At 72.9% G+C, this 23,849-nt stretch carries 28 protein-coding genes; 10 read left to right on the top strand and 18 right to left on the bottom strand.

The genetic code is table 11. The annotated features are described in order from the left end of the window. Window positions 1–8 precede the first annotated feature (8 nt). From glnII to G7Z13_RS09390, 3 genes are all read right to left on the bottom strand, one after another. Window positions 9–1,040 carry a glutamine synthetase gene (gene glnII, locus G7Z13_RS09400; RefSeq protein WP_165997761.1) on the bottom strand — a complete coding sequence of 344 codons (1,032 nt, stop codon included), beginning with the start codon at window positions 1,038–1,040 and terminating at the stop codon, window positions 9–11. Between the two features lie 703 nt (window positions 1,041–1,743). Continuing rightward, window positions 1,744–2,439 carry a hypothetical protein gene (locus G7Z13_RS09395; protein WP_165997759.1) on the bottom strand — a complete coding sequence of 232 codons (696 nt, stop codon included), beginning with the start codon at window positions 2,437–2,439 and terminating at the stop codon, window positions 1,744–1,746. Window positions 2,440–2,559: 120 nt separating this feature from the next. Next, window positions 2,560–2,919 (bottom strand): arsenate reductase family protein, encoded by a 360-nt coding sequence (locus tag G7Z13_RS09390; RefSeq protein WP_165997757.1) that lies wholly within the window; start codon window positions 2,917–2,919, stop codon window positions 2,560–2,562. 257 nt (window positions 2,920–3,176) lie between these two features. Here G7Z13_RS09390 and G7Z13_RS09385 point away from each other — a divergent pair, with 257 nt between their 5' ends. Next, window positions 3,177–3,491: a hypothetical protein gene (locus tag G7Z13_RS09385; protein ID WP_165997754.1), complete on the top strand. Its 315-nt coding sequence runs from the start codon at window positions 3,177–3,179 to the stop codon at window positions 3,489–3,491. Between the two features lie 63 nt (window positions 3,492–3,554). On the opposite strand, the gene G7Z13_RS09380 is transcribed toward G7Z13_RS09385, so the two are convergent. Continuing rightward, window positions 3,555–4,745: a winged helix DNA-binding domain-containing protein gene (locus G7Z13_RS09380; RefSeq protein ID WP_166004799.1), complete on the bottom strand. Its 1,191-nt coding sequence runs from the start codon at window positions 4,743–4,745 to the stop codon at window positions 3,555–3,557. A gap of 333 nt (window positions 4,746–5,078) precedes the next feature. On the opposite strand from G7Z13_RS09380, the gene G7Z13_RS09375 reads away from it, so the two are divergent. Next, window positions 5,079–6,464 (top strand): DUF2252 domain-containing protein, encoded by a 1,386-nt coding sequence (locus G7Z13_RS09375; RefSeq protein WP_165997752.1) that lies wholly within the window; start codon window positions 5,079–5,081, stop codon window positions 6,462–6,464. 129 nt (window positions 6,465–6,593) lie between these two features. Then, window positions 6,594–6,863 carry a hypothetical protein gene (locus G7Z13_RS09370; protein ID WP_165997750.1) on the top strand — a complete coding sequence of 90 codons (270 nt, stop codon included), beginning with the start codon at window positions 6,594–6,596 and terminating at the stop codon, window positions 6,861–6,863. Window positions 6,864–6,931: 68 nt separating this feature from the next. Here the strand turns inward: G7Z13_RS09370 and G7Z13_RS09365 are convergent, their stop codons facing one another. Next, window positions 6,932–8,374 (bottom strand): hypothetical protein, encoded by a 1,443-nt coding sequence (locus G7Z13_RS09365; RefSeq protein WP_165997747.1) that lies wholly within the window; start codon window positions 8,372–8,374, stop codon window positions 6,932–6,934. A gap of 1 nt (window position 8,375) precedes the next feature. Continuing rightward, window positions 8,376–8,636, bottom strand: a complete 261-nt coding sequence (locus tag G7Z13_RS09360) for a hypothetical protein (protein WP_165997745.1) — start codon at window positions 8,634–8,636, stop codon at window positions 8,376–8,378. Between the two features lie 383 nt (window positions 8,637–9,019). Between G7Z13_RS09360 and G7Z13_RS09355 the strand changes: the two genes are divergently transcribed. The 3 genes from G7Z13_RS09355 to G7Z13_RS33585 are packed head-to-tail and all read left to right on the top strand — an operon-like array spanning window position 9,020 to window position 10,682. Then, window positions 9,020–9,412 carry a sigma factor gene (locus G7Z13_RS09355; protein ID WP_165997743.1) on the top strand — a complete coding sequence of 131 codons (393 nt, stop codon included), beginning with the start codon at window positions 9,020–9,022 and terminating at the stop codon, window positions 9,410–9,412. Further along, window positions 9,409–9,972, top strand: a complete 564-nt coding sequence (locus G7Z13_RS09350; RefSeq protein ID WP_165997741.1) for a hypothetical protein — start codon at window positions 9,409–9,411, stop codon at window positions 9,970–9,972. The genes G7Z13_RS09355 and G7Z13_RS09350 overlap by 4 nt, the downstream gene beginning before the upstream one ends. Further along, window positions 9,969–10,682, top strand: a complete 714-nt coding sequence (locus G7Z13_RS33585; protein WP_240926152.1) for an HNH endonuclease signature motif containing protein — start codon at window positions 9,969–9,971, stop codon at window positions 10,680–10,682. The genes G7Z13_RS09350 and G7Z13_RS33585 overlap by 4 nt, the downstream gene beginning before the upstream one ends. Window positions 10,683–11,022: 340 nt before the next feature. Here the strand turns inward: G7Z13_RS33585 and G7Z13_RS09340 are convergent, their stop codons facing one another. Further along, the gene (locus tag G7Z13_RS09340) at window positions 11,023–11,220 is read right to left on the bottom strand and encodes a hypothetical protein (RefSeq protein WP_165997739.1); all 198 of its coding nucleotides are present in this window, start codon (window positions 11,218–11,220) and stop codon (window positions 11,023–11,025) included. A 162-nt stretch (window positions 11,221–11,382) separates the two neighbouring features. Between G7Z13_RS09340 and G7Z13_RS09335 the strand changes: the two genes are divergently transcribed. Further along, window positions 11,383–11,619, top strand: coding sequence for a winged helix-turn-helix domain-containing protein (locus tag G7Z13_RS09335; protein ID WP_165997737.1), 237 nt, complete (start codon window positions 11,383–11,385; stop codon window positions 11,617–11,619). Window positions 11,620–12,137: 518 nt separating this feature from the next. Here G7Z13_RS09335 and G7Z13_RS09330 read toward each other — a convergent pair. The 6 genes from G7Z13_RS09330 to G7Z13_RS09305 all read right to left on the bottom strand — a co-directional run bounded on the left by G7Z13_RS09330 (window position 12,138) and on the right by G7Z13_RS09305 (window position 16,737). Beyond that, the gene (locus tag G7Z13_RS09330) at window positions 12,138–12,521 is read right to left on the bottom strand and encodes a hypothetical protein (RefSeq protein ID WP_240926151.1); all 384 of its coding nucleotides are present in this window, start codon (window positions 12,519–12,521) and stop codon (window positions 12,138–12,140) included. 149 nt (window positions 12,522–12,670) lie between these two features. Further along, window positions 12,671–12,916, bottom strand: coding sequence for a hypothetical protein (locus G7Z13_RS09325; RefSeq protein WP_165997735.1), 246 nt, complete (start codon window positions 12,914–12,916; stop codon window positions 12,671–12,673). Next, complete coding sequence (locus G7Z13_RS09320) at window positions 12,913–13,728, bottom strand: hypothetical protein (protein ID WP_165997733.1); 816 nt, start codon at window positions 13,726–13,728, stop codon at window positions 12,913–12,915. Before G7Z13_RS09320 ends, G7Z13_RS09325 begins: the two co-directional genes overlap by 4 nt. Before the next feature lie 17 nt (window positions 13,729–13,745). Further along, the gene (locus tag G7Z13_RS09315) at window positions 13,746–15,581 is read right to left on the bottom strand and encodes an ATP-binding protein (protein WP_165997731.1); all 1,836 of its coding nucleotides are present in this window, start codon (window positions 15,579–15,581) and stop codon (window positions 13,746–13,748) included. Further along, window positions 15,578–16,546 carry a bifunctional DNA primase/polymerase gene (locus tag G7Z13_RS09310; protein ID WP_165997730.1) on the bottom strand — a complete coding sequence of 323 codons (969 nt, stop codon included), beginning with the start codon at window positions 16,544–16,546 and terminating at the stop codon, window positions 15,578–15,580. The genes G7Z13_RS09315 and G7Z13_RS09310 overlap by 4 nt, the downstream gene beginning before the upstream one ends. Continuing rightward, on the bottom strand, window positions 16,543–16,737 hold the full coding sequence (locus G7Z13_RS09305) for a helix-turn-helix domain-containing protein (RefSeq protein ID WP_165997728.1): 195 nt from the start codon (window positions 16,735–16,737) through the stop codon (window positions 16,543–16,545). Before G7Z13_RS09305 ends, G7Z13_RS09310 begins: the two co-directional genes overlap by 4 nt. A gap of 117 nt (window positions 16,738–16,854) precedes the next feature. Here G7Z13_RS09305 and G7Z13_RS09300 point away from each other — a divergent pair, with 117 nt between their 5' ends. Further along, window positions 16,855–17,406 carry a helix-turn-helix transcriptional regulator gene (locus tag G7Z13_RS09300; RefSeq protein WP_165997726.1) on the top strand — a complete coding sequence of 184 codons (552 nt, stop codon included), beginning with the start codon at window positions 16,855–16,857 and terminating at the stop codon, window positions 17,404–17,406. Further along, entirely contained in the window at window positions 17,375–18,457 is a 1,083-nt protein-coding gene (locus tag G7Z13_RS09295; protein WP_165997724.1) for a site-specific integrase, read from the top strand. The genes G7Z13_RS09300 and G7Z13_RS09295 overlap by 32 nt, the downstream gene beginning before the upstream one ends. 30 nt (window positions 18,458–18,487) lie before the next feature. On the opposite strand, the gene glnA is transcribed toward G7Z13_RS09295, so the two are convergent. Beyond that, window positions 18,488–19,897, bottom strand: a complete 1,410-nt coding sequence (gene glnA / locus G7Z13_RS09290; protein ID WP_165997722.1) for a type I glutamate--ammonia ligase — start codon at window positions 19,895–19,897, stop codon at window positions 18,488–18,490. Between the two features lie 220 nt (window positions 19,898–20,117). Between glnA and G7Z13_RS09285 the strand changes: the two genes are divergently transcribed. Then, window positions 20,118–20,585, top strand: coding sequence for an RDD family protein (locus G7Z13_RS09285; RefSeq protein WP_165997720.1), 468 nt, complete (start codon window positions 20,118–20,120; stop codon window positions 20,583–20,585). A gap of 66 nt (window positions 20,586–20,651) precedes the next feature. Here the strand turns inward: G7Z13_RS09285 and G7Z13_RS09280 are convergent, their stop codons facing one another. From G7Z13_RS09280 to lipB, 4 genes are all read right to left on the bottom strand, one after another. Next, a complete protein-coding gene (locus G7Z13_RS09280) occupies window positions 20,652–21,353 on the bottom strand; it encodes a DUF4191 domain-containing protein (protein WP_165997718.1) in 702 nt (233 codons plus the stop codon). Between the two features lie 70 nt (window positions 21,354–21,423). Then, on the bottom strand, window positions 21,424–21,651 hold the full coding sequence (locus G7Z13_RS09275) for a hypothetical protein (protein ID WP_165997716.1): 228 nt from the start codon (window positions 21,649–21,651) through the stop codon (window positions 21,424–21,426). A 241-nt stretch (window positions 21,652–21,892) separates the two neighbouring features. After that, a complete protein-coding gene (gene lipA, locus G7Z13_RS09270; protein ID WP_165997714.1) occupies window positions 21,893–22,858 on the bottom strand; it encodes a lipoyl synthase in 966 nt (321 codons plus the stop codon). A gap of 101 nt (window positions 22,859–22,959) precedes the next feature. Next, window positions 22,960–23,757, bottom strand: a complete 798-nt coding sequence (gene lipB, locus G7Z13_RS09265) for a lipoyl(octanoyl) transferase LipB (protein ID WP_165997712.1) — start codon at window positions 23,755–23,757, stop codon at window positions 22,960–22,962. Between the last annotated feature and the right edge of the window lie 92 nt (window positions 23,758–23,849).

Below are 23,849 nucleotides of genomic sequence, written 5' to 3'. Positions count from 1 at the left end.
CTCCGGGATCAGACCTGGCCGGCCTTCTCCAGCGCGGAGCAGCAGGTGTCCACCAGCAGGCGGGTCACCACGTACGGGTCGACGTTGGCGTTCGGGCGGCGGTCCTCGATGTAGCCCTTGCCGTCCTTCTCGACCTGCCACGGGATGCGGACCGAGGCGCCGCGGTCGGAGACGCCGTAGGAATACTGGTCCCACGGGGCGGTCTCGTGCAGGCCGGTCAGGCGGTCGTCGATGCCGGCGCCGTAGTTCTTGACGTGGTCGAGCGGCTTGGAGCCCTCGCCCAGCGCCTCGCAGGCGGTGATGATCGCGTCGTAGCCCTCGCGCATCGCCTTGGTGGAGAAGTTGGTGTGCGCGCCGGCACCGTTCCAGTCGCCCTTGACCGGCTTCGGGTCGAGGGTGGCGGAGATGCCGAAGTCCTCGGCGGTGCGGTAGAGCAGCCAGCGGGCCACCCACAGCTGGTCGGAGACCTCCAGCGGGGCGAGCGGGCCGACCTGGAACTCCCACTGGCCGGGCATGACCTCGGCGTTGATGCCGGAGATGCCGAGGCCGGCGGCGAGGCAGTTGTCGAGGTGCTTCTCGACGATCTCGCGGCCGAAGATCTCGTCGGCGCCGACACCGCAGTAGTAGCCGCCCTGCGGGGCCGGGAAGCCGCCCTCGGGGAAGCCGAGCGGGCGGGAGCCGTCGAAGAAGGTGTACTCCTGCTCGATGCCGAAGACCGGCTCCTGCGCGGCGAACCGCTCGGCGACCTCGGCGAGCGCGGCACGGGTGTTGGACTCGTGCGGCGTCATGTCGATGTTCAGCACCTCGCACAGCACGAGGACGTCGTCACCGCCGCGGATCGGGTCCGGGCAGGTGAAGACCGGCTTGAGGACGCGGTCCGAGGAGTGGCCCTCGGCCTGGTTGGTGGAGGACCCGTCGAAGCCCCAGATCGGCAGCGCCTCCAGACCGGCGGGCTCACCCGCGATGATCTTGGTCTTGGAGCGGAGCTTGGCGGTCGGCTGGGTGCCGTCGATCCAGATGTACTCAGCCTTGAAGGTCACGGGCCACATCCTTCGGGGTGGGTCAGGGCGCGGTTGCGGGTGCTGCGGCGCTGCGGCACTGGGGCGCCGCGCTTGCTGTCCGCGAGCCTGTCAACAGGCGATTTCCCGGCCGTTGCTCGAATGTGAACCCCGTGTTACCTGGTGGTGCTGTGGCTCGGCTCACCAGGTGAACGGGGAACGGGCACGCCACCTCACCGCCCGCGGGCGGGCGCGGTGAGCGGCCGGCCGCCTTGTATGCGAGACGCATGGACTCCCGCACCGGGGGCAGCAGCCCGCGCGCGCCCCGCGACAGCGGCCTCTACGGCCCGGCGGTGCCGGCGCCGCAGCGGTCCGCTGGTCGCGCGCGTCCTCGGTGCCCATGGCAGACGCTGCTCGGAGCGCTCCCTCGGCCTCGGTACTGCGGCGGGTGCGCCGTCTGTTCCTCCCCGGCCCGGCTCCGTGCTGGGCCGGGCCGAGACGGCGCACTCGCCGGGCGTCCTGCCGCTCCTCGGGCCGGGAGCGGCAGGACGTGGGACGGGCCGAGGCGGCGGTTTGTGCGGAAGCGTGGCCGGCGACGGAGGTGAGACGTCCGCCTCCCCGGTGTCTCTTCCCCGGCCCCGGACTTCGCCGCAGCCGGGGTGCCCCCCTCGCGCGGCCGCGCTTCCCGCCCCCGGGCGCGGGCCGCCGCCTCAGCGGTCTTCTGTCCGGCCGGGCCGGGCGAGCCTCACCCCACCTTCTCGATCAGCGCCCGGCGGATCAGGAACTTGCCGGGCTCCCGGACCTGCTCGAAGGCCGCGTTGTTGAGCAGGACACAGCTGCCGGAGACGGACGTGACCTCCACCGTCGTGGACTTGTTGTTGTCCAGGTTGGTGACCTTCAGCTTCGTCCCCGCCGGGAACTGGTTGCTGGACGCGGCCGGTGCGCCGCCCTCGCCGGAGAGGGTGACGGTGGACCCGTTGCAGACCTGCTCACCGGCCACCCCGGCCGGCTGCGACGGATCGGCCGGGGCGGCCGGGTCGGCGGGGGCGGCGGGATCGGCCGGCTGGGACGGACCGGCGGGCTCGCCGGCCTCCGCGGGGGCGGAGGGCCGCGCGGTCCGGGAGTCCTGAGCCGACCCCCCGATCGCCTCGCCCACCTCGCACCCGGAGGCCTCCTGCTTGCGCCGGATCTCGGCGATGACCGCCTCGCGGTTGGCGATCCGCGCCTCCGACTGGGCGTCGGGAGCGGCCCGCTGCGCCTCGATGAACCGCTGGTTGTTGCCGAGCGCGGTGGCGAGACCCTGACAGACGGTCGAGTCCTTCGCCGACTGGGCGGCGTTCGACGTGCTCGCCATGACGAAGGCACCGCCTCCCGCCACCGTCGCGGCACTCACCAGCAGCGCGATCTTCTTCTTCGTGCCGAGTTTTCTCCTACGCGACATGCGCGCCTCCTGAAGAGGTCGGGGAGCGTACGCCGCTATGTACGAGATCCCGAACGAGGTTGCTCAGCGACCACGGTGACGTGTTGAAGTGGCCTGCGTCACAAGCGTGTTGCGCCGACGTCAGCGGGACAGCGCGTCCCGTACGGCCTCGTCGGTGCGGGCGACCACGGCCGTACCGTCGTCCGCGGTGATGATGGGCCGCTGGATCAGCTTCGGATGCTCGGCCAGCGCCGTGACCCACCGGTCGCGCGAGGCGGCGTCCCGCGGCCACTCCTTCAGGCCCAGCTCCTTGGCGACCGCCTCCTGGGTGCGCGTGATGTCCCAGGGTTCGAGGCCGAGGCGGTCGAGTACGGCACGGATCTCGTCCTCGGTCGGGACGTCCTCCAGGTAGCGGCGGACGGTGTAGTCGGCCCCCTCGGCGTCGAGGAGCCGCACGGCGCTGCGGCACTTGGAGCAGGCGGGATTGATCCAGATTTCCATGCCGGACACGGTACGCGCAGCACGGCCACGCCCCCGGACGGCACCCGGAGGAAAGCCGCCCGTGTTCGATTTCCGCGAGGTGCCCCACACGCCCCTCCCGTACGGCCTGACTCACCTGCAATTCCCGTACTGACCAGGGCTTTTCGCGTGCTCCACGAACCCCCGATTGTCAGTGGCGGGCAGTAGAATTGACGCAGTGTTCGAGGGAATCGCCCGGGGCTTCCGGGAGGCTCCCTGACCGCGACAGGAGGATGCCCGTGCCCGCTGCCGCCCTGAAGCCCAAGCCGTTGCCCACCCAGTCCACCGCCCGCCGCCCCGTCCAGCTCGACCTGCCGTACGCGCCCGTCCCGAAGCAGCCGCTGCCGGCCGGGCGGCCCCGCGAATGGTACGTCTCGCACAACCGCCGGCTCAAGGCGATGCGCCTGGCGATAGCGCTGCTCGACTCCGGCGTCTACCTGCCGGGCCAGGCCCGCAACGAGACGATCCGGGACACCGCGCAGCTCATCGGCGTCCACCCGCCGTCGGACACGACCTGCCACATGGTGCGCGCCCTGATGAAGTACTGCCGCTGAGCGGCGGTCAGGTGCGACGCCGGGCGCCGTGCGGGACACGGCGCCCGGCGTCGCACCGCCGCGTCAGCCCGCCAGCTCCCGCTCCAGCGGCGTCCGGAACCGCGGCATCACCCGCGTCGGCCCCACCCACGCCCGCAGCCGCTCGGCCTCCGCGCCGATCGCCGCCTCGGCCTCCCGGCCGGCCCCGGTGCCGTCCAGGATCCGCCAGACGATCTCGCCGTCCGGCCGCTGGGCCCAGCCGCCCACCACCCGCCCGTCCCACCACACGGTGGGCCCGACGTTCCCGCTGCGGTCGAACAGCGCGGGGCGCAGCTTTGGCGCCAGGTACCAGTCCCGCTGCTGCCACCCCATGGCGGTCGGGTCGAGCGCGGGCAGCAGCGCCGCCCAGGGCCCGTCCGGCCCGTCCGGCGCCTCCTCGTCGCCCGCCGCGACATACCCCGTGCCCTCGTCCAGGGCGACCTCCCGCGCCCCGATCGCCGCCAGCGCCCGGCGCACCTCCGTCACCCGCCAGCCCGTCCACCACTTCAGGTCGGCCTCGGTCGCCGGGCCGCAGGCCGTCAGCCAGCGGCGCAGCAGCTGCGCCTGGGCCGCGGCGGCGTCCAGCTCGGGATGCGGCGGTGCCGGCGCCCAGCGGAACTGCGACGACGTCCAGGAACCCAGCGGCCGGCCCCGGACCACCTTGCCCTCCACGCCCAGCACCTTCAGCAGCCGGGCCGAGACGGTGTGCAGGCCCTCGTAGCTCTTCCCGGCCGCGTACACGAACTGCGTCCGCAGCCTGGGCTCGTCCCCCGCCAGCTCCGCCGCCGTGGCCTCGCCGCGGCGCGCCAGCGCGGCCAGCGCCGACGCCTCCACCTCGGCGAGCCAGGCCGCGTCCGGCGCGCCCGCCTTCGCCATGTCCTTCACCAGCGCGGCCCGTTCCCGCGCGGCGACCGCGATGCCCGTCGAGGCGTGCACGACGGCGGTCAGCCCGGTCGGGAACACGAACACGGTGTGCCGCATGCCGTGCATCCGCACCAGGGTCCGGTCCTCGTACAGCGCGCGCTCGGTCTGCGCGACCGTCTTCCCCGGCTCCGCGAGCCGGGCGCCCACCGCCAGGAACACCGTCGCCGGATCGGTGCCGTGCAGTGCCACCAGCGCCTCGGCGACCTCCTCCGGCCCCGCCGCCCGCGCTTGCGGCGCCAGCCGGTGCCGCAGCGCCAGCCGGGCCCGCCGCTCCGCCCCGCCGATGTGCCGCCGTGCCGCCCCGCCGCCCATGCCGATCTCCTTGTCCGTCGAGTCCGTCGAGTCCGGTGAGCCCGCCGAGGCCGCCGAGTTCATCGAGCCCGCCGAGCCCGCCGAGTCCGCCGCGGGCGCCGTGCAGGGCCGGCCACCAGGCCCTGCCGGTCACCGCCCTGCCGATCCTGCCCGACACCACTGACAACGCCCCCCGGCCCGCACCCGCCGCCCCTCACCCGTTCGCCGTACTGGGCATGCGCCGCCCCCGCCCGGGGCCGTTCACTGCGAACAGGAGGCGGCGACCGACCCAGGGAGGCGCGGCATGCAGCGCAACGGCAACCACCACCGCGTACGGCCATCGGCCACCACCCCATGACCCCGCTCGTCGGTCCCGGCGGCTCCGCCGGACCCGTGGGACCCGCGGGCCCCGCCGAACGCGCCGAGCGCGGCAAGGCGGCCCGCAAGCACGTCCCGCGCACCGCGCACGCCGGCTGGCTGCCGCCCGTCGACCGGCAGGACCCCGTCGCCGTACTGGAGAAGCAGGGCCGCGACCGGCTGCCCGAACTGCTGCCCGTCCGGTACGGGCGCATGGCCGCCTCCCCGCTGGCCTTCCTGCGCGGCGCCGCCGCCGTGATGGCCGCCGACCTCGCCGCCCAGCCGCACACGGGGCTGACCGTGCAACTGTGCGGCGACGCCCACCTGCTCAACTTCGGCCTGTACGCCTCCCCGGAACGCACCCTGCTGTTCGACCTCGACGACTTCGACGAGACCTTCCCCGGCCCCTTCGAGTGGGACGTCAAACGGCTCGCCGCCAGCGTCGCCGTCGCCGCCCGGGAGAACGGGCACCCCGACGCCAAGGCGCACCGGGCCGCCCTGGAGTCGGCCGCCGCCTACCGCACCGCCATGCGGCGGCTGGCACGCAGGGGCGAGCTGGAGGTCTGGTACGAGCGCGTCGAGGCCGACCGGCTGCTGCCCCTGGTGCGGTCCGGGCGGCGCCGCCGGCGGGTCGAGGCCGGCCTCACCCGCGCCCGCCGCCACAGCGGCCTGCAGTCCCTCGGCAAGCTGACCGAGGTCGTCGACGGCCGCCGCCGGATCGTCCACGACCCGCCGCTGCTGGAACCGGCCGGCGCGCCGGACACGGCCGCCCTGCGCAAGAACTTCAGCGACTACCGCTCCACGCTCCCCGAGGACCGCCGCCTGCTCCTCGACCGCTACCGCTTCGTCGACGCCGCCCGCAAGCTCGTCGGCATCGCCGGTGTCGGCATGCCCTGCTACGTCGTCCTGCTGGAGGGCCGCGACACCGGCGACCCGCTCTTCCTCCAGCTCAAGGAGGCCGGCACGTCCGTCCTGGAGGAACACCTGCCGAGCGGGCCGTACGACCATCCGGGCCACCGGGTGGTCGCCGGGCAGCGGCTGCTGCAGGCCGACACCGACGTCTTCCTCGGCTGGATGACCGGCCCCCAGAACCGCTCCTGCTACTGGCGGCAACTGCGCGACACGCAGGGCTGCGCGGACGTCGCCGCGCTGGACCCCGCCGGTCTGCGCGCCTACGCCGCGCTGTGCGGCACCGCCCTGGCGCGCGCCCACGCCCGCTCCGGCGACCGCATCGCCATCGCCGCCTACCTCGGCGGCGCCGACACCTTCGAGCGCGCGGTCGCCGACTTCGCCCTGCGCTACGCCGACCAGACCGCCGAGGACCACTCCGCCCTCGGCGCGGCCGTCGTGGCCGGCGTGATCGCGGCGACCCCGGAGCCCTGAACGACGTACTCCCCGGACCCCGACTCCCCCCCCCGGAGCCAGGCGAAAAGAAGGTGCGCCGCGCCGTGCGCCCAGGGCACCCTCGGAACACGTACCCCACCCCCACGGTCCAGGGAAGGAGGCCCTGTCATGGGCACCATCGTGCTGTCCGGGGCGGTCGTCCTGGTCGTCCTGGGATTCGGCAACCCCCTCTACTGGCTCGCCGCCGTCGCCCTGCTCTACGTGTACGTCCGCCACGGAGGCGGCACGTCCTCGGCACCCACCGCGGGTTCCGGGTCCGTGCCCACCACCTACCAGGCCTACCGGGACCGCCGTGACCAGCAGGCCAAGTGGGAGCGCCGCTACCGCCGCGAACGCCCCCTGGAGTCCCGCCGCCAGGAGCGCGAACGCAGCGGGTGAGCGACCTCGAGCACCCGACGCCGCCGCGCCCGCCGCCGCACACCCGGCGGCGGCGCGGCCACCACGGCTCAGGCCCGCAGCCCCGCCGCCCACATCCGCCGCTTGAACACGTGGTCGCTGAGCAGGCCCCGGTCCCTGACCCGCTCCAGCAGCTCGCCCACCTCCGCGTTCCCGCGTTCGGTGGCGTGCCATCGCTGCGCGGTCTGCCGGGCCCAGTGCCGCAGCCGGTCGTCCGGGTCGTCCAGCAGCGCCACCGCCGCCCGCAACCGTACGACCCCGCCGCGCGCGACCAGCAGCCGGAACGCCGCGGCCCGCACCGGCCGGGGCCGTCCGGCCGCCAGCCGCCGCACCAGCCACTCCTCCGGCAGGGCAGCGGCGGACGGCAGCAGCGCGGCCACCGCCTCGCGCGCCACACCGGGCGCGGGGTCGTCCAGCAGATCCCGCATCCGCGCCGCGTCCACCGCGTCCAGCAGCCGCAGCCCGGCCACCGCCCGCGCCCGCACCGCGGCCGACGGATGCGCCAGCAGGGGCTCCAGCAGCGCGGCGTCCGCGCGCCGGCCGCACTCGGCCAGTCCGATCACCGCGCCGGGCGGCAACGCGGGGTCGTCGGACCGCGCGCACAGGGCGAGGTAGGTGTCGCGGGGATCGCGGGGCGGGTCGCCCTGCCGTACGGCATAGCGGGCGCACGCCCGCACCAGCGCCGACCGGTCGGCGAGGAACGCCTCGGCCGCCTCCGCCCGCCCGGCCGCGCGCAGCGCGGTCACCCCGGCGGACCGGGCCCGCGGATGCCGTGCCCCGAGCAGCGGCGGCAGCACCTCGTCGTACACCGCCCGGCCATCCCGTACGCCGGCCAGCGCGGCCTCGGCGCACAGGTCCTGCACGACCACGTCGGTGTCGCGGGCCGCGGCGCGCGCCAGCTCGGCGGGGGAGAGGACCCCCTCCCCGACGGCGAGGCGATACGCGAACCGGCGCACGGCGGGCCGCTCGTGCCGCAGCAGCGGGACCAGCCCGTCGCGCGGCGACCGGCGCAGCGCCCCGGTCAGCAGCTCCACCGCGCATCCGCCGCGGGCCCGGCGGCCGACCAGCAGGATCAGCGGGGCCAGAGCGACGGCCGTGGCCGCGTCGAGGGCGCCGCGCAGCAGGTCGCGGGCGCGGTCGCGGACCGGATCGGCCCAGTCGGCGGCCCGGACGACCGCCAGCGGCAGCAGCTCCGGGTGGTCGGGCAGCAGCCGGTGCAGCGCGGCCTCGCGGACCCGGCCGTCGCGGTGGCAGAGGGCGAGCGCGAGCACGGGCGCGTCCGGCGGCGCGGGCCGGCGGCGCAGCAGGCCCGTGGCCCGGCCCAGGACGCGGGCGCTGATCTCCCGCTCGGTCCCGGCGTCGAGCCACACGCGTACGCCCAGATCCAGCGCGGTCCACGCGTACGGATCGGCGGTGTCGAAGGCCTCCTTCAGCGGCCTGCCGGCCGCGAGCCGGAGGGCGGCCTCGCCGCCCTCCCTGACGTTCTCGCGCACGTCAGTACTGCGCCCGGAAGTTGATGTACCCGATCAGCACGATCAGGGCGGCCACACTGCCCAGCACGATGGTGGTCGACACCCACGACCGCCGCCCGGACGACCCGCGGCGCTCGGGAGCGGCCCGGAACGGCACCGGCCCCGGCGGGTTGTCCTTCCACCGCGCGGCCAGCATCCGCGCCCGGGCGGAGGGCTCCTTGTGCTCGGCGCTCTCCGCCCAGCGCAGATCGAACTCCCGCTCCTCGTCGTCCCGTCCGGCCATCCCCGTCTCCCCGTCGTGGTCGCTCACCCAGCTCGAACAGCTGTACAGGAGACGATACGGCGGCGCCCCCGCCCTGCGGAACGCGCCGCAGGACGGGGGCGCCGGAACGACCGGAACCGGGTCGATCACACGTCGAAGTACAGCTCGAACTAAACGCGCGACGCTGCGACCTGCGCAGACGTTCGACGCACGCCGTCTGACCTGCGCACTCTCTACCGGCCATTACCGACCCTTGACGGTCGTTTTCGACGGTCCTGCGGACTCCTTGCGGACCGCTCGCGGACCACCCGTGAGCCGGTGCCGAACGAAGCGGCGCCGCCCGGTGCACCACCACCGGCACGGCGCCTAGGAACAGACCCCTTCACACGCAAGGAATCCGAGCCATGCGGAACACCGTACCGCCGGCCGTCGACAGCGACGGCTTCACCACCCTGTACGCCACCTACCGGACGCGCGTCGAGGGCTACATCGCGGCCCGTCTCCCGCGCCGTGACAGCCACCTCGCCGAGGACCTGACCGCCGAGGTGTTCGCCTCCCTGTGGCGCTCCCGCTACGCCCAGGGACGCCCCGTCGAGGGCGCCCCGTGGGGCCTGCTCTCCACCATCGCGGCCCGCCGGGTGGCTGACCACTTCCGGCTGGCCCGCAACACCCGTGAGATGACCAGCGACATGACCAGCTGGCAGCACGCCAACCGGGCCATGGCCAGCACCGATACCGGGGCCTGGTCACCGGTCAACACCGGCTTCCACGCTGCCCGGATCGGGGGTGCGAAGTGACCAGCCAGCACCCCAGCGAGGACGCCCAGGACGCTCTCCAGGACGGCCAGGACGCGGCCCAGGACGCCCGCCGATTCGTGGACCGGCACTTCCCCGCGGTGGCCGCGTTCCTCGCATCCGATGATGCGCGACCTGATGCGGACCTGATGCGCGTTGATGCGCCGCAGGTCAACCGCTGTGACGCCCTCGACGGGCAGTGCACCGGCCAGGCCTGCGGCGAGAACGGCGACCCCCGTGAGCCGATCCACCTCGGCCCCGAGCACGGCCTGAACGTCTCGTTCGCCGACTACCCGCTGAACCCGTTCCAGCTCACCCAGTGGGCGGACGAGCAGCCGGTCCTCTCGGTCTACGCCGGCGGCACGTGGCCGGACCTCACCCTCGCCCAGGTGGACGAGCTGCTGCTCGCCTTCGACCGGTACACCGGCGTCCTGCGCGTCGCGCGGGAGCACCTGGCCCGCGCCGTCGCGGCGCAGGACGCCACCGGGGACGCCCAGGACGCCACCCAGGACGCGCAGGACGCCCCCGAGGACGCCCAGGACGCGCGCGGGGGTGCCCGGTGAATCCCCGTGAACTGAGGCTCGTCAACGACTGCCCGAAGTGGTGCACCGAGGATCACACCGGCCAGGCCGGGGAGGACCGCGAGCACCACGGCGGCGCGGTGCGGGAACTCCGTCTCCCTGACGGGCGCCTCGTCCTCGAAGCGTCCCTGACGCTGGAGCCGGGCGAGGACTCGCCCCGGCTCGTCGTCAGCGGCTCCATCGAGTCGTTCGTCGACGACGTGCAGCTACTCGACGCGGCCGGGGCCAAGGCGTTCGACGAGGCGCTGCAGCGGTTCTCGTCGCATGTGAGCCGGATGGCGGCCACCGTGCGGGCCGCGGAGGCGCAGCGGCCGAAGCCGAAGCGGAAGCGGAAGAACCGGCGGCCCCTGCCGCCGAGTCTGCAGGGCTCCACCCGGGAAACCCGCCTGTACCTCGCGGAGCGGGACGGTTGGCAGTGCTTCTACTGCCGCCGGCCGTTCGAGCGGCTCGACGAGGCGACGACGGACCACTACGTCCCGCGGTCGCTGTGGGCGTGCAACCTGCCCGCGAACCTCGTATTGGCCTGCGAGCCGTGCAACCGGGCGAAGGACGACCGGCTGACGTGGTCCATGGCCGCCTTGCTGCTCGCCTGGGAGGCCGGGGAGGGAGGCGCCGCCGGGGACGGAAACGGCGCCCTGGGGGCCGCCGAGGGGCCGCCCGCCCGGCGCCTCCCCGCCTCCCTGACGGCCTGAAAACGCAGGCCACCCCAGGGGAGGCAGGGAAGGGAACCACGTAGGGAGAACTCCCCGCCTCCCCACCCGGGAACGGCACCGCCCCCGGACCGCAACAGCGGCCCGGGGGCGGTTCTGTGACCGCGGCCCGCTCAGCGGCCCCGGCCGCGCCGTGGTCGCTTCGGGCAGCGCGGCCCGCACTCGTACACGTCGACATCGAGGACGTGGGCGCCGATCCGGCCGCGCGCCCGGCCCGCCGGGTGCCCGCCGCGCGCCAGCGACGCTGCGCACCAGCAGCACGCCCAACCGGAGTACTGCGCCCGTGTCAGCTCCGTTGCGGCCGGCGGTTGCGGCTTCCAGGTCACGGCCGGTCGGCGAGCGGGACCAGGCGGTACGCCTCCCGGCACGGGGCGCAGGCGTAGTGCCCGCCGCCCGGGCCGGAACTCTGCTCGATGTGGTCGATGAGCCGCACGTCGGCGGCGAACCGCTTGTGCCAGCTGCAGAAGCCGTAGCCCGTGGGGGTGCCCGCGGCGGTCTCCTGCTGCGTACTCTCGTTCATGTCGACTCCTCACCAGTCGTCCACGCCCCCGAGCCCGGCCAGGCTGCGGGGGCTTTCCGCTGGTGGGACCGTACCGCTATAGGCCGCTACAGGGCACCCCATACGGCCACATGGCGCCACCTACGGGTGCCCGGTGCAAGGTGCCGCCCTACGTTCCGGGGCATGAGCGAAGACCCGTTCGTCTACGTCTACGTGCGCGTCGCCAACCAGGTGGAAGCCGAGATCCGGTCCGGTCGGCTTCCGCACGGCGCGCGCCTGCCGAACGAGCGGGACATGGGCGCCCAGTACGGAGTGGCCCCAGGCACCGCCCGGCGAGCCGTCCAGGAACTCCGGGAGCGCGGCCTGGTCGTCACGCTGCCGAACAAGGGGACGTTCGTCGTCGCCCAGGACGACGAGTAGGCGGTAGGTAGGAGACCGGTAGGAAGCCGCGCCGACCTGCGATTCCTACCGCCCTACCCCCGCCCTCCGGGTGACCGCGTGAACGAGCGGGGGAGCGGCGCAGGCGTGCCCCGCCGGGGCGTGCCGCCGGGCGTGCCGTACCGGTCACCCTCGGAGGCGCCCTCCCCGTGCCAGGTGCTGGAACAGCTCCGGCACACCAGCGGGTACGGGGCACCCCGGCACCGCGTGTGACGTCACGAGCCGGTGTAGTCTGCGCCCCCTCTACCCCCTCTACAACGCAGGTCAGTGCCCACTACCCACCCCGCTACCGGGGTAGAGGGCCCCCTCGACCTCTGCCCGCTTCCGTGCCTCCCGCGCTCGTCGCCGCGCCTCCCAGATCACATGCAGGGACACCGGGTTGTCCGGGCCCGGCGGCCACCGCGGAATGCCGTACCGAGGGTGCCGCCAGTCGAACGACTCGACGGAGGCCGGCGGCGGGGGAGCGGCGGCAGCTGCCCGCGCACGGCGCCGGGGCGTCGTCACCGCTCCCCCCCGGCGTCGTCCACGATCCGCCAACCGAGCTGGGCCATCGCCCGCGGCGTCAGCCCCAACGCCTCACCCGCGTACCGGGCCTCCTGCGCCTGCCAGGCCGACGCCGTACCCGCCAGCACCGCGGCCTCGTACACGATCAGCAGCGCGACCGTGCCCCGCGCGGTGTCGTCCCACATCGTCGCCTGCGGGGACTGCCACAGCTCCGCCCACCGCTCCCGGTCCGCGTCCGTCCACTCCAGCCCCTCACCGCGGGGCGGCATCTCCGGCACCGGCAGCGTGCAGCCCTCCGCCGGGAGGTCGACCAGGGCACGCCCCTGCCCCCCGCGGTGCGCACGGCTGAACGGCTTCGACGGGTCCCGCATCTTCGGCATGGTGTCCTCCCGTTGAGGTTGATTGGTCGACCGATCCCCCAGAGCCCTCCCCGGCGTTCCGGGCCCCCTACGGGCCAGGGGTCACCCCCCTGGGAGGGGTCGCGCGGCGTGAGGCCGGTAACCCAACCACCTCACGCCGCGCGGGTCTGTCAGGCCGCGTCGTCGGGTGCGCCGAGCAGCTGGTTGAGTCGGCCGGCGTCGTGTGCTTCCACGATCTCGGCGGGGGTCATCTTTGCGAGGTGCTCGCTGGTCAGCTGCCCCTCGCGGGGGATGTCGCGGACGGGCAGGCCGAGCACGGCGTTGAGCCTGCCTTCCTGCTGTGCCTGCACGATCTCGTGGTGCTTGCCCTGGGCGGCCAGGCGCTTGAGGTCGGCTTCGGTGAGCTGGTCGTTCATGCTGCGTCTCCTCGCGGGGTGAAGTGGCTGGGGGTGTTACGGAAGTCCTCGAACTGGTGGCCGGGGGTTCCGCTGGGCAGGGGGCGGCTGGGCTCCTCGGGCGGCCAGCCGTCGAGCCACGCGTCGACCTGGTGGTCCCGCAGGAAGTCGGCGGCGAGGGTGCGGGGCACGGTGACGTTGCGGCCGTTGACGAGGCGGATGTGCCGTTCGCGGGGCGGCTTGCGCTCGTCGAGGGCGGCCAGCTGCTGGGCGAGCTTGTGGGCGTCGCTGCGGGCCCCGGTGAAGCTGGGGGCCGCGGGCGGCTGTGCCAGGAGGCGCACCTGCTCGCCGGTGTCGAGTGCCTTGATGACGTGCAGGACGGCCGTTGCGTCGGTGAGGGCGCGGTGGGCGGCGGACACCTTGCGTTCGGCGTCGTCGAGGGCTTCGAGGTACGCGGTGAGGGCGGCCCGGGCGCCGGTGGCGGTGGTGTCGACGAGGTGGCGGCGCGCCTGGTCGTCGCGGAGGGCGACGACGAGGCGCCGGCCGATGGCGTCGCGGTCGGCTTCGAGGACGGGCAGGCGCCGCTTCGCGTCGTCGATGCGGGCGCGGGTGGCCTTCTCGTGCTCGCCGTCGGGCATGGGCGCGCCGGTGCGGGCGGCTTCCTTGAGGGCTTCGGCGTCGTCGCGCTGGGCCTGCGCCAGGGCGGCCACGGCGTCGTTGTGGTCCTTGCGGATGTCCTTGACGCGCTGGGCGGCGGCGCGCCACTCGTCGGCGAGCGCGTGCACGCTCTTGGGGAGGTAGGCGTTGCTGGGGAGGCTGGTGATGGGTTCCACGGTGGGTTCCTTCCGGTTCAGGCCGCGGTGCGGCAGTCCAGGCAGAGGGGGGAGCCCTCGGCGTTCCACTGAGGGCGGGAGCAGCGGGCGCAGGGCGTCTTGGGGCGGATGTCAGTAGAGAGGCGCTGCATTCCAGCGTCCGCAGCGTCCGCAGCGTCCGCGCGCTGGTGTTCGCGCTGGTCAGGCAGGGTGAGGACGCCGGACGCTGCGGAGCGGGCAGCGTCCGGTGCAGCGTCCGCAGCGTCCGGTGCAGCCCCGTTGCGGACGCTAGCGTCCACCCCCCAGCGTCCACCCTGTTCGTGCTGGTCAGAGCCGGTGCCGGTACGGGTTGCGGACGCTGCGGACGCTGTCTCGTACCTTCTCTCTGGAAGTGCCGTCAGGTGGTACAGGCGCTTGCGCTTGGCGTCCGGGGTGCGCTTGCTGTCGTCCACCTCAATGCCGATGGTCCGCAGCACCGGGGCAAGCCGCTTCAACTGCCCGCCGGCGCGCGTCGCGTCCTTCGGCCACTTCCGCGGCAGCTTGTCCGGGGTGGGGACCCGCTCCAGCAACTCCGAGGCGGTGAGGGTGAGGCCGTCGGCGCCCGCGCGGTCGACGAGCTCCACGACGGCCTGGGCGAACGGCTCGCCGTCCAGGACGTCGGCCACGGCGTCCCGGGCGGTCGCCTTGTAGCTGTCCAGGGTGTGCCAGCCCTTCACCTTGTCGACCGCGGCCAGGACCCGCGCGAAGTCGGCCATGCGGGGCCGCTCCTCCAGCTGCACGTCGGGCAAGGCGGCCAGGACGTCGGCCAGCAGATCGAACAGGGATGCCAGGATCGACGGGTGCGCGTCTGCGTAGGCCGCGTCCAACTCGGCTTCCTCGCGGCGCCGGCGGTCCGGGATCGTGTGCAGCTCGATGGTGAGCAGCCGTTCGGCAAGGTCACCGGCGAGCGCGCCCGCGTCGATGGTGGTCATGGCCAGGACGCGGCGGAACTCCAGCACGACCACGTCATCGTCGGTGTAGAGCGCGCGGTCGACGATGCCGTCCCCGGTGACCGCCCGGCACAGGGCGTCGGACAGCCAATCGGCGATCACGGACACGTTGTCCAGGCACAGGGCCCAGGAGTTGAACGCCTGCGTGGCCCACGACTTGATGTCCCTGGGCGCGGTCCGCTTCGGTGCGCCGGACGGGTCGACGATGCCAATCACCATCTTCGCGGAGTACGACTTGCCGGTGCCCTGCTCCCCGCGGAACGTCAGGATCGGGTGCGGCAGGTCGGGGATGAACGCGGCGACGAGCCACGCGACGAGCAGCTGGAACCCCTCGTCGTCGGTGTTGAGCAGCGCCCGCAGCTTGGCCAGACCGTCGCCGTCGCGGACCGGTTCGGGGAGCGGCTTCATGGCGCCCGAGCGGCGGAACAGGACCGGGGAGCGGGCGGCCCGCTCCCACCCGGTGGGCCGGACGATGACGCACCGGCCGTCGGCGTCGCCCAGGTCCACGACGATGCCGTCCTCGGACCGGGCCACGCGGACGTGCGGGACGCGCGGGTCCGCGTCCTGGGCGACGCCCTCCAGCACGGTCATCGCGTCGGCGAGCGCCGACTGTGAGGGCACCGACCCGCCGTGCTCGTCGGTGAAGATGCGCGCTAGCTGGGAGCGCAGGCCGGCCTTTCCGCGGAGCGGCAGGGCGATGTTCGCGCCGTCGACCTTCACCCCGTAGGGGCGGCCGTCCTCGGACATGAACAGGTCGTACCGCTCGCGGGCCAGGGCGACGAGCTGGGACGCCTGCGACGGTCCGCGTCCCTTGTCTTCCACGTCGATGCCGCTCGCCTCCAAGATCTCTCGCGCCTTCGCGCTGACGTCGTCTTTCTCGCTCACGAGCGCCCCCGTCCGGTCGTGCGCTGGGCGCTCGCGATGGTGGCCCGGGCCTCCCGCTCGTCCAGGCCGACCGCGAGCGCGGCTTCGACGAGCGCCCGCTCGACGGCGTCGGGGTCGGCTTGGCCGGTCCGCGCGCCCTCGAACGCCTTGCAGGCGGCCCAGAACAGGCGGCCGTTGCGCTCCCCGGGGTGCGCCTCCAGCACGGTGCGGACGAGCCCGAGCATCCGGCGGCCGAGCCGCCCGGCGCCGCGCCCAACGGGCACGGGCCGGACCGGTGCCGGGGGCAGGATGAGCCGCAGCAGCGGGGCGGGGATCGGGTACACGGTCGGCTCGTGCAGGTCGGGGTGCAGGCCGTAGACACCGGCCGGGGTCACGGAGCCGGGGCCGACGAGGTACCCGGCGGTCCCGCGCACGTCGATGCCGGGGGCGAGCTTGCCCGCGGAGTTCGGCACCCGGGCGCCGGCGGGGCCGGTGAACCACAGGTGGAACCCGCCGGACGGGGTGCACACGGTGACCGTGCGCGGTACCTCGAAGCCGTGCTCCTGGGCGAGCCGCTGCAGCTCGGCGGCCCCGTCCACGCCGTTCTTCCGGTCCAGGTCCACGCCGATGAGCGGCACGTCCCCGCGTCCGCAGGCGACGCCGTACCCGGTGGCGTGCGGCGCCTGCTCGAACAGGGCGGCCAGCGCGTCCGGGTCGTTGGTCGCGTCGTGCACGCCGTGCCCCGGCCGGCCGCACTCGCCCCTGCAGGGGGGCGTGCCGGGCGGGTCCTCCCGGTGCGGCGACCGGATGGCGGGGAGCTTGCCCCGGCCGAGGGGGAAGACGTGGAAGCCACGCCGCGCCGCCTCGGTGGCTTGCGTGAGGGCGTGCCGCCACGGGGTGGGTTGTGCCACGATGGTGGGCGACCCGCCGTCCAGCTGGTCGCTTAGCGCCCCGGTTGCCCCCGGGGCGTTCTTCTTGCTGCTCATGCCGCGGCCTGCCCCTTCTGCTGAGAGATCCAGGCGTCCACGTCTGCCCAGTCCCAACGGAGCTGAGTGCCGACCTTGAATCCCAGGGCGCCGATGCCGACACCACGGTGTCGCTGGTCGTAGATCGTGCGCGGGGGCAGACCGGTGAAGTCGACGATGTCCCGCAGTGTTGCGAGCGGGCGGCGCTCCATAGTTCCTCCGTAGCCTATGAGAGTGCGATCACGGCACCTAAGTGAGCGATGATCGTCCATCTCGGCACAGGATGCACGACGGTTGCGTGTTCCGCAAGCGTCGCTTAAAGTGCCGTCATGGCACACACAGGAACGGACACTGCAACGCGGCACCTCGCCCGCCGCGTCAAGGAAGTCCGAATGCGCCGTGGCTTCACCGCGCAACAGTTGGCGGAAGCGCTTCAGGCGCAGGGGATCGCCTGGCAGCGCACTACCGTCGTGAAGCTGGAGAACGGCACTCGGGAGAACGTCACCCTCAACGAGGTCTTGGCCTTGGCCTACGTGCTCGGGGTGGCTCCGGTGCACTTGATGGTGGACCCGGACACCGCGTCTCCGTACCCGGTAACGGCGCAGGTATCGGCGCCGGCCGCGGCCGTTCGGTCGTGGGTCCGCGGCTTCAAGCCGCTGGACGACATCGACCCGCGCACCTTCTACACCGAGGTGCCGGCCGTTGAGTTCGGCAAGCGTGAGGACCACCCGGACCGCTACGAGTGGGTTTCGGACATGGCCCGCTACCTGTCCCGCTCCATGGGGCGCATGTACCGGCGCGACGACGGATCGGCAGTCCTTGAGGTCGAACTGCCCGGGAGGGGAAACCGTGGCGAGTCTGGCGAAGCGACCGAACGGTAAGTGGCGCGCCCGGTACCGGGACGCGGCCGGCCGCGAGCACGCCCGGCACTTCGCGCGGAAGGTCGATGCTCAGCGGTGGCTCGACGAGGAGACGGCGAGCATCGTCACCGGGCAGTATGTCGACCCGCAGGCGCGGAAGGTCACGGTCGACGAGTGGTGCGACGTCTGGCTTGAGGGCTACGGCGCCCGCCGGGCCTCCACGGTGCGGCAGGCGCGGGTGCACTTGGCGCGCATCCGGCAGGAGTTCGGGCCGCTGCCGCTCACCGCGGTGCAGCCGAGCATGGTCCGGGCCTGGATGGCGCGCCTGCGCAACGAGGGTCTGTCGGCGTCGTACCTGTTCGCGCTGCACTCGCGGCTGTCGCAGGTGATGCAGGACGCGGTGCTCGATCGGAAGGTGCCGGCGAATCCCTGCTCGCGGCGGACGTCGCCGGGGGCGGGGAAGCCGCGGCCCTATGTGGCCACGGAGGCGCAGGTGTGGGCGCTGTACGAGCAGGCGGCCGCGCCGTTCCGGCCGGCGCTCCTGCTCGGGGCGTTCGTCGGTCTGCGCACTGCGGAGGCGTGCGGGCTACGGCCGCAGGACGTAGACCTCGAGGGCCGTGCCATCACTCCGGCCGTGCAGTACCCGGCGCTCCCGCTGAAGACGGAGATGAGCGGGGAGACGGTGCCGATCCCGGACAGTCTCGTCACGGTGCTGAAGCCGCTGTGCGCGGACCGCGCACACGTCCTGGTCGACGAGGACGGCGCCCAGCTCGGGCCGTGGCAGGTCGAGCGGGAGATGCGCCGCATCCGGGGCAAGGTCGCCGGGCTGCCGGGCGGCTTCCGCTTCCACGACCTCCGGCACTTCTACGCCTCCCTGCTGATCGCGTCGGGGGCAGACGTGAAGGTGGTCCAGCACCGCCTCCGCCATGCCTCGGCGAAGACGACGCTGGACACCTACGGGCACCTGTGGCCCGACTCGGACGAGTCGACGCGGACCGCTGTCGAGCGGGTCCTGAGCGGCAAGATCACTTCTCTTGCGGACTCTGTGCGGACCGGGGGCGAGTCGGAGTGATTACTTCCCTGGTCACCCCCGGTACGGGGATCACACGTCGAAGTACAGCTCGAACTCGTGCGGGTGCGGACGCAGCTGGAGCGGAGCGATCTCGTTCGTGCGCTTGTAGTCGATCCACGTCTCGATCAGGTCGGACGTGAACACGTCGCCCTGGAGGAGGAACTCGTGGTCGGCCTCCAGGGAGTCGAGGACCGCGCCGAGGGAGGTCGGGACCTGCGGGACGCCCGCGTGCTCCTCGGGAGCCAGCTCGTAGAGGTCCTTGTCGATCGGCTCGGCCGGCTCGATCTTGTTCTTGATGCCGTCCAGGCCCGCGAGCAGCAGCGCCGAGAAGGCGAGGTACGGGTTGCCGGAGGAGTCGGGCGCGCGGAACTCGACGCGCTTGGCCTTCGGGTTCGAACCCGTGATCGGGATACGCATCGCGGCGGAGCGGTTGCGCTGCGAGTACACCAGGTTCACCGGCGCCTCGAAGCCCGGCACCAGGCGGTGGTAGGAGTTCACCGTCGGGTTGGTGAAGGCCAGCAGCGACGGGGCGTGCTTGAGGATGCCGCCGATGTAGTAGCGGGCGGTGTCGGACAGGCCCGCGTAGCCCTGCTCGTCGTAGAACAGCGGCTCGCCGTTGCTCCACAGCGACTGGTGGACGTGCATGCCCGAGCCGTTGTCACCGAAGATCGGCTTCGGCATGAAGGTCGCGGTCTTGCCGTTGCGCCAGGCCACGTTCTTCACGATGTACTTGAACAGCTGGAGGTCGTCCGCGGCGGCCAGCAGCGTGTTGAACTTGTAGTTGATCTCCGCCTGGCCGGCGGTGCCCACCTCGTGGTGCTGGCGCTCGACCTGCAGGCCCGCCTTCTCCAGCTCCAGGGAGATCTCGGCGCGCAGGTCGGCGAAGTGGTCGACCGGCGGGGCCGGGAAGTAGCCGCCCTTGTAGCGGACCTTGTAACCGCGGTTGTCCTCCAGCGCGCCGGTGTTCCAGGCGCCCGCCTCGGAGTCGATGTGGTAGTACGACTCGTTCTCGGCGGTCTTGAAGCGCACGCTGTCGAAGACGTAGAACTCGGCCTCGGGGCCGAAGAACGCGGTGTCGGCGATCCCCGTGGACGCGAGGTAGGCCTCGGCCTTCTTCGCCACGTTGCGCGGGTCACGGGAGTACTGCTCGCCCGTGATCGGGTCGTGGATGAAGAAGTTGATGTTCACCGTCTTGTCGCGGCGGAACGGGTCCACCCGCGCGGTGGACAGGTCGGCGCGCAGCGCCATGTCGGACTCGTGAATGGCCTGGAAGCCACGGATGGAGGAGCCGTCGAAGGCCAGCTCCTCGTCCGGGTCGAACGCCGCAGCCGGAATCGTGAAGTGCTGCATGACGCCCGGGAGGTCGCAGAACCGGACGTCGATGAACTTGACGTCCTCGTCGGCAATGAACTTCTTGGCCTCGTCGGCGTTCTGGAACATCCAGCTCCTCCTACTCCCGACCGTCCCGCCGGGGTGGTAGATCGTTCGTGCGGCCAGTGCGGTGGCACACGCTGTCCTCGACCCTAGGGAGGCGTGATTTCTCCGGCGTGACCCATTTGTTTCGCACAAGTTAACCGGCTCGCGTTCCACGGTAGTCCGCACCGGGTCCGGAAACACCCCGCCGTCCACCGGTCGAAAACGGGCGCAGTACCGTGGACGGGTGGACAAGAGGCAAGCAATCGGATCATGGCTCTCCGGCCCGCGCGCGGCCATGGAGGAGGCCGGCGCCGACTTCGGATACCGGGGCGAACAGCTCGGCCTGCCGGAGGACGGCCCGGGTTCACTGGCCCGCCCCGGCCGCCGTCTCGGCGCGCTGGCCGTCGACTGGGGCCTGTGCCTCTTGATCGCATACGGTCTCATCACCGACGGCTACGGCCAGGCGACCGGCAACTGGGCCCTGCTCGTCTTCTTCGTGATGAGCCTGCTCACCGTCGGCACGGTCGGCTTCACCCCCGGCAAGCGCCTGCTCGGCCTGCGCGTCGTCGCCCTGGACACCGGCACCGTCCACCTCGGCCGCGCCGTGGTCCGCACGGTCCTGCTCTGCCTCGCGATCCCGGCCCTGGTCTGGGACCGCGACGGCCGCGGCCTGCACGACCGGCTGGCCCGCACGGCCGAAGTGCGGATCTGAGAGCCGCTCGTACGACGAAGGGCGCCCGGAGTGATCCGGGCGCCCTTCGTCGTACGAGGCTCTGGGTCAGCGGGGCCGCGGGCCGCCCTTCGGCAGGCGCATGCCCTTGGGCATCGGACCCTTCGGCAGCGGCATGTTGCTCATCAGGTCGCCGAGCGCGCGCAGCCGGTCGTTGGTGGCGGTCACCTGCGGGCCGGTCAGCACCCGGGGCAGCTTCAGCATGGTGGTGCGCAGCTTCTTCAGCTCCACCTGGCCCTCGCCGGTGCCGACGATCAGGTCGTGCACGGGGACGTCCGCGACGATGCGGTTCATCTTCTTCTTCTCGGCGGCCAGCAGGCTCTTGACCCGGTTCGGGTTGCCCTCGGCGACCAGCACGATGCCGGCCTTGCCGACCGCCCGGTGCACCACGTCCTGGCTGCGGTTCATCGCCACCGCCGGAGTCGTCGTCCAGCCCCGGCCGATGTTGTCCAGCACGGCCGCCGCCGCGCCGGGCTGGCCCTCCATCTGCCCGAAGGCCGCCCGCTCGGCCCGGCGCCCGAACACGATCGCCGTCGCGAGGAAGGCGAGCAGGAGGCCCAGAATGCCGAGATAGATGGGGTGACCGATCAAGAAACCGATGGCGAGGAAGACACCGAAGGTGACGATTCCGACAGCCGCGAGTACAAGGCCGATCTTCTTGTCGGCCTTGCGGGTCATCTTGTAGGTCAGGGCGATCTGCTTCAGTCGCCCGGGGTTCGCAGCCTCGGCTGCCGTGTCCTTCCTCGCCATGCCACGAAGTCTACGTGCCCCCGGGAGCGCCCACGACGGCGGTGTCCGGGCGGTCTTCCGGCGGCGCGGCTCAGGAGTGGGCGGCGGAGGAGACCCGCTCGAGGACGCGCTCGGCCTCGACCCGGTCCTTGGCGCGGCGGCGGTCCTCCAGCACCGAGGTCCAGGCGTTGCGGCGGGCGGTGCGCTGACCGCCGCTCATGAGCAGGGACTCGACGGCACGCAGGGCGTCGGTGAGGGACGGACGCGCGGTGGCGCGGGTGCCTGTCGGCATGGCTTCGTTGACGGGCGCGGCCGGCATGGTGGATCCCCCTAGGGCTCAGTGCACGGGTTCACGGGGTGTGAAACCAGGGTCACTGATTGGTGTTACCAGGGCGTGACCCCCTGGTCAAACGCGCGTGAAGCCCCGATGCCGCCGGATGGCCGAGGAGTGACCGGGCGCGCGAACGCCGCCGCGGCCCCGGCGTGGTCCTCAGCTGGGAGGACGGCCGGGACCGCGGCGGCGTTGCGTTCTACTCGTCGGTAATCGCTTGTGCGTGAATTCACACGGCCTGGGCGGCGACGAACGTCCCGCGCTTCTCGATCGCCATCTGGTACAGGCGGCCGGCGCGGTAGGAGGAGCGGACGAGGGGGCCGGACATCACACCGGAGAAACCGATCTGCTCGGCCTCCTCCTTCAGCTCCACGAACTCCTGCGGCTTCACCCAGCGCTCCACCGGGTGGTGGCGCACCGACGGGCGCAGGTACTGGGTGATGGTGATCAGCTCGCAGCCGGCCTCGTGCAGCTGCTTGAGCGCCTCGCTGACCTCCTCGCGGGTCTCGCCCATGCCGAGGATCAGGTTGGACTTGGTGACCAGGCCGAAGTCGCGGGCCTCGGTGATCACCTTCAGGGAGCGCTCGTAGCGGAAGCCGGGGCGGATCCGCTTGAAGATCCGCGGGACCGTCTCGACGTTGTGCGCGAACACCTCGGGGCGGGACTCGAAGACCTCGCGCAGCAGCTCCGGGACGGCGTTGAAGTCGGGGGCCAGCAGCTCGACCTTGGTCCGGCCGCCCTCGCGGTCCGCCGTCTGCTGGTGGATCTGGCGCACGGTCTCGGCGTACAGCCAGGCGCCGCCGTCCTCCAGGTCGTCGCGGGCGACGCCGGTGATGGTGGCGTAGTTCAGGTCCATGGTGACCACGGACTCGCCGACGCGGCGCGGCTCGTCGCGGTCCAGCGCCTCGGGCTTGCCGGTGTCGATCTGGCAGAAGTCACAGCGCCGGGTGCACTGGTCGCCGCCGATGAGGAAGGTGGCCTCGCGGTCCTCCCAGCACTCGTAGATGTTGGGACAGCCGGCTTCCTGGCAGACCGTGTGCAGGCCCTCGCTTTTGACGAGGTTCTGCATCTTCGAGTACTCGGGGCCCATTTTCGCCCGGGTCTTGATCCACTCGGGCTTGCGCTCGATGGGGGTCTGGCTGTTGCGGACCTCCAGGCGCAGCATCTTGCGTCCGTCGGGTGCGACTGCGGACACGACCGGCTCCCTAGCGTTGATTCTTCGGCGCCCTCAAGGGTACGCCCGTGGATTTGATGGCCCTCCGACCGGGCCAACCCGCCCAGGGCGGGGCCCATTCCCTACGCCGGCGTCTTCTCCACCGCCCGCGGCTTCAGCTCCGCGTTCTCCAGCACGTCCCGCAGATGGCGCTCGACCACCGGCAGCACCTCCTCGATCGTGACGTCCCGGCCCAGCTCGTTGGCGAGCGAGGTGACGCCCGCGTCGCGGATGCCGCACGGGATGATCTTGTCGAACCAGGCGTTGTCCGGGTTCACGTTGAGCGCGAAGCCGTGCATGGTCACGCCCTTGGCGACCCGGATGCCGATCGCCGCGATCTTGCGGTCCTCGCGCCGCTGGCCCGCGTTGGACGGCGCGTACTCCGGGCCGTTGAGCCGGGGGTCGAACTCCTCGTCGTGCAGGCGCGGGTCGAAGTCCAGGGCGAGCCCGCCGAGCGCCGGACGCCGCTCCACCGGATCACCCAGCACCCACACCCCGCTGCGGCCCTCGACCCGGGTGGTCTCCAGGCCGAACTCGGCGCAGGTGCGGATCAGCGCCTCCTCCAGGCGGCGGACGTGCGCGACGACGTCCACCGGGCGGGGCAGCTTCTGGATCGGGTAGCCCACGAGCTGGCCCGGACCGTGCCAGGTGATCTTGCCGCCGCGGTCCACGTCGATGACCGGGGTGCCGTCCAGGGGGCGCTCGCTCGGGTCCGTGCGCCGGCCGGCCGTGTAGACCGGGGGGTGCTCCAGCAGCAGCACGGTGTCCGGGACCCGGTCCTCGAAGCGCGCGGCGTGCACCCTGCGCTGCTCCTCCCAGGCGGCCTGGTACTCGACGGCCTCGGCACCGAATCCCATACGGACGAACCGCAGCTCGCTCACGGCAAGCCCCTCCCTCGAAGGTCGTAAGGCGTAAAACGCGCCAACGTCACTGTACGACCGCCGGCCGCGCGTCAGCCTCGGGGGCAATCCTC

The sequence above is a fragment of the Streptomyces sp. JB150 genome (genome assembly GCF_011193355.1).
Classification (GTDB): Bacteria; Actinomycetota; Actinomycetes; order Streptomycetales; family Streptomycetaceae; genus Streptomyces.
Note: the sequence above shows the minus strand (reverse complement) of the source record. Positions and strands in the feature narration are given on the sequence as shown.

Excerpts from the sequence above, each read along its gene's own strand:
- G7Z13_RS09380 (WP_166004799.1), bottom strand. The coding sequence starts at position 4,745 with ATGGGCGGCGGGGCGGCACGGCGGCACATCGGCGGGGCGGAGCGGCGG.
- G7Z13_RS09325 (WP_165997735.1), bottom strand. The coding sequence starts at position 12,916 with ATGAACGACCAGCTCACCGAAGCCGACCTCAAGCGCCTGGCCGCCCAG.
- G7Z13_RS09330 (WP_240926151.1), bottom strand. The coding sequence starts at position 12,521 with ATGCCGAAGATGCGGGACCCGTCGAAGCCGTTCAGCCGTGCGCACCGC.
- G7Z13_RS09305 (WP_165997728.1), bottom strand. The coding sequence starts at position 16,737 with ATGGAGCGCCGCCCGCTCGCAACACTGCGGGACATCGTCGACTTCACC.
- G7Z13_RS09360 (WP_165997745.1), bottom strand. The coding sequence starts at position 8,636 with ATGGCCGGACGGGACGACGAGGAGCGGGAGTTCGATCTGCGCTGGGCG.
- G7Z13_RS09375 (WP_165997752.1), top strand. The coding sequence starts at position 5,079 with ATGACCCCGCTCGTCGGTCCCGGCGGCTCCGCCGGACCCGTGGGACCC.
- G7Z13_RS09280 (WP_165997718.1), bottom strand. The coding sequence starts at position 21,353 with ATGGCGAGGAAGGACACGGCAGCCGAGGCTGCGAACCCCGGGCGACTG.
- G7Z13_RS09300 (WP_165997726.1), top strand. The coding sequence starts at position 16,855 with ATGGCACACACAGGAACGGACACTGCAACGCGGCACCTCGCCCGCCGC.
- G7Z13_RS09275 (WP_165997716.1), bottom strand. The coding sequence starts at position 21,651 with ATGCCGGCCGCGCCCGTCAACGAAGCCATGCCGACAGGCACCCGCGCC.
- G7Z13_RS09370 (WP_165997750.1), top strand. The coding sequence starts at position 6,594 with ATGGGCACCATCGTGCTGTCCGGGGCGGTCGTCCTGGTCGTCCTGGGA.
- G7Z13_RS09395 (WP_165997759.1), bottom strand. The coding sequence starts at position 2,439 with ATGTCGCGTAGGAGAAAACTCGGCACGAAGAAGAAGATCGCGCTGCTG.
- G7Z13_RS09335 (WP_165997737.1), top strand. The coding sequence starts at position 11,383 with ATGAGCGAAGACCCGTTCGTCTACGTCTACGTGCGCGTCGCCAACCAG.
- G7Z13_RS09390 (WP_165997757.1), bottom strand. The coding sequence starts at position 2,919 with ATGGAAATCTGGATCAATCCCGCCTGCTCCAAGTGCCGCAGCGCCGTG.
- G7Z13_RS09340 (WP_165997739.1), bottom strand. The coding sequence starts at position 11,220 with ATGAACGAGAGTACGCAGCAGGAGACCGCCGCGGGCACCCCCACGGGC.
- G7Z13_RS09355 (WP_165997743.1), top strand. The coding sequence starts at position 9,020 with ATGCGGAACACCGTACCGCCGGCCGTCGACAGCGACGGCTTCACCACC.
- glnA (WP_165997722.1), bottom strand. The coding sequence starts at position 19,897 with ATGTTCCAGAACGCCGACGAGGCCAAGAAGTTCATTGCCGACGAGGAC.
- G7Z13_RS09310 (WP_165997730.1), bottom strand. The coding sequence starts at position 16,546 with ATGAGCAGCAAGAAGAACGCCCCGGGGGCAACCGGGGCGCTAAGCGAC.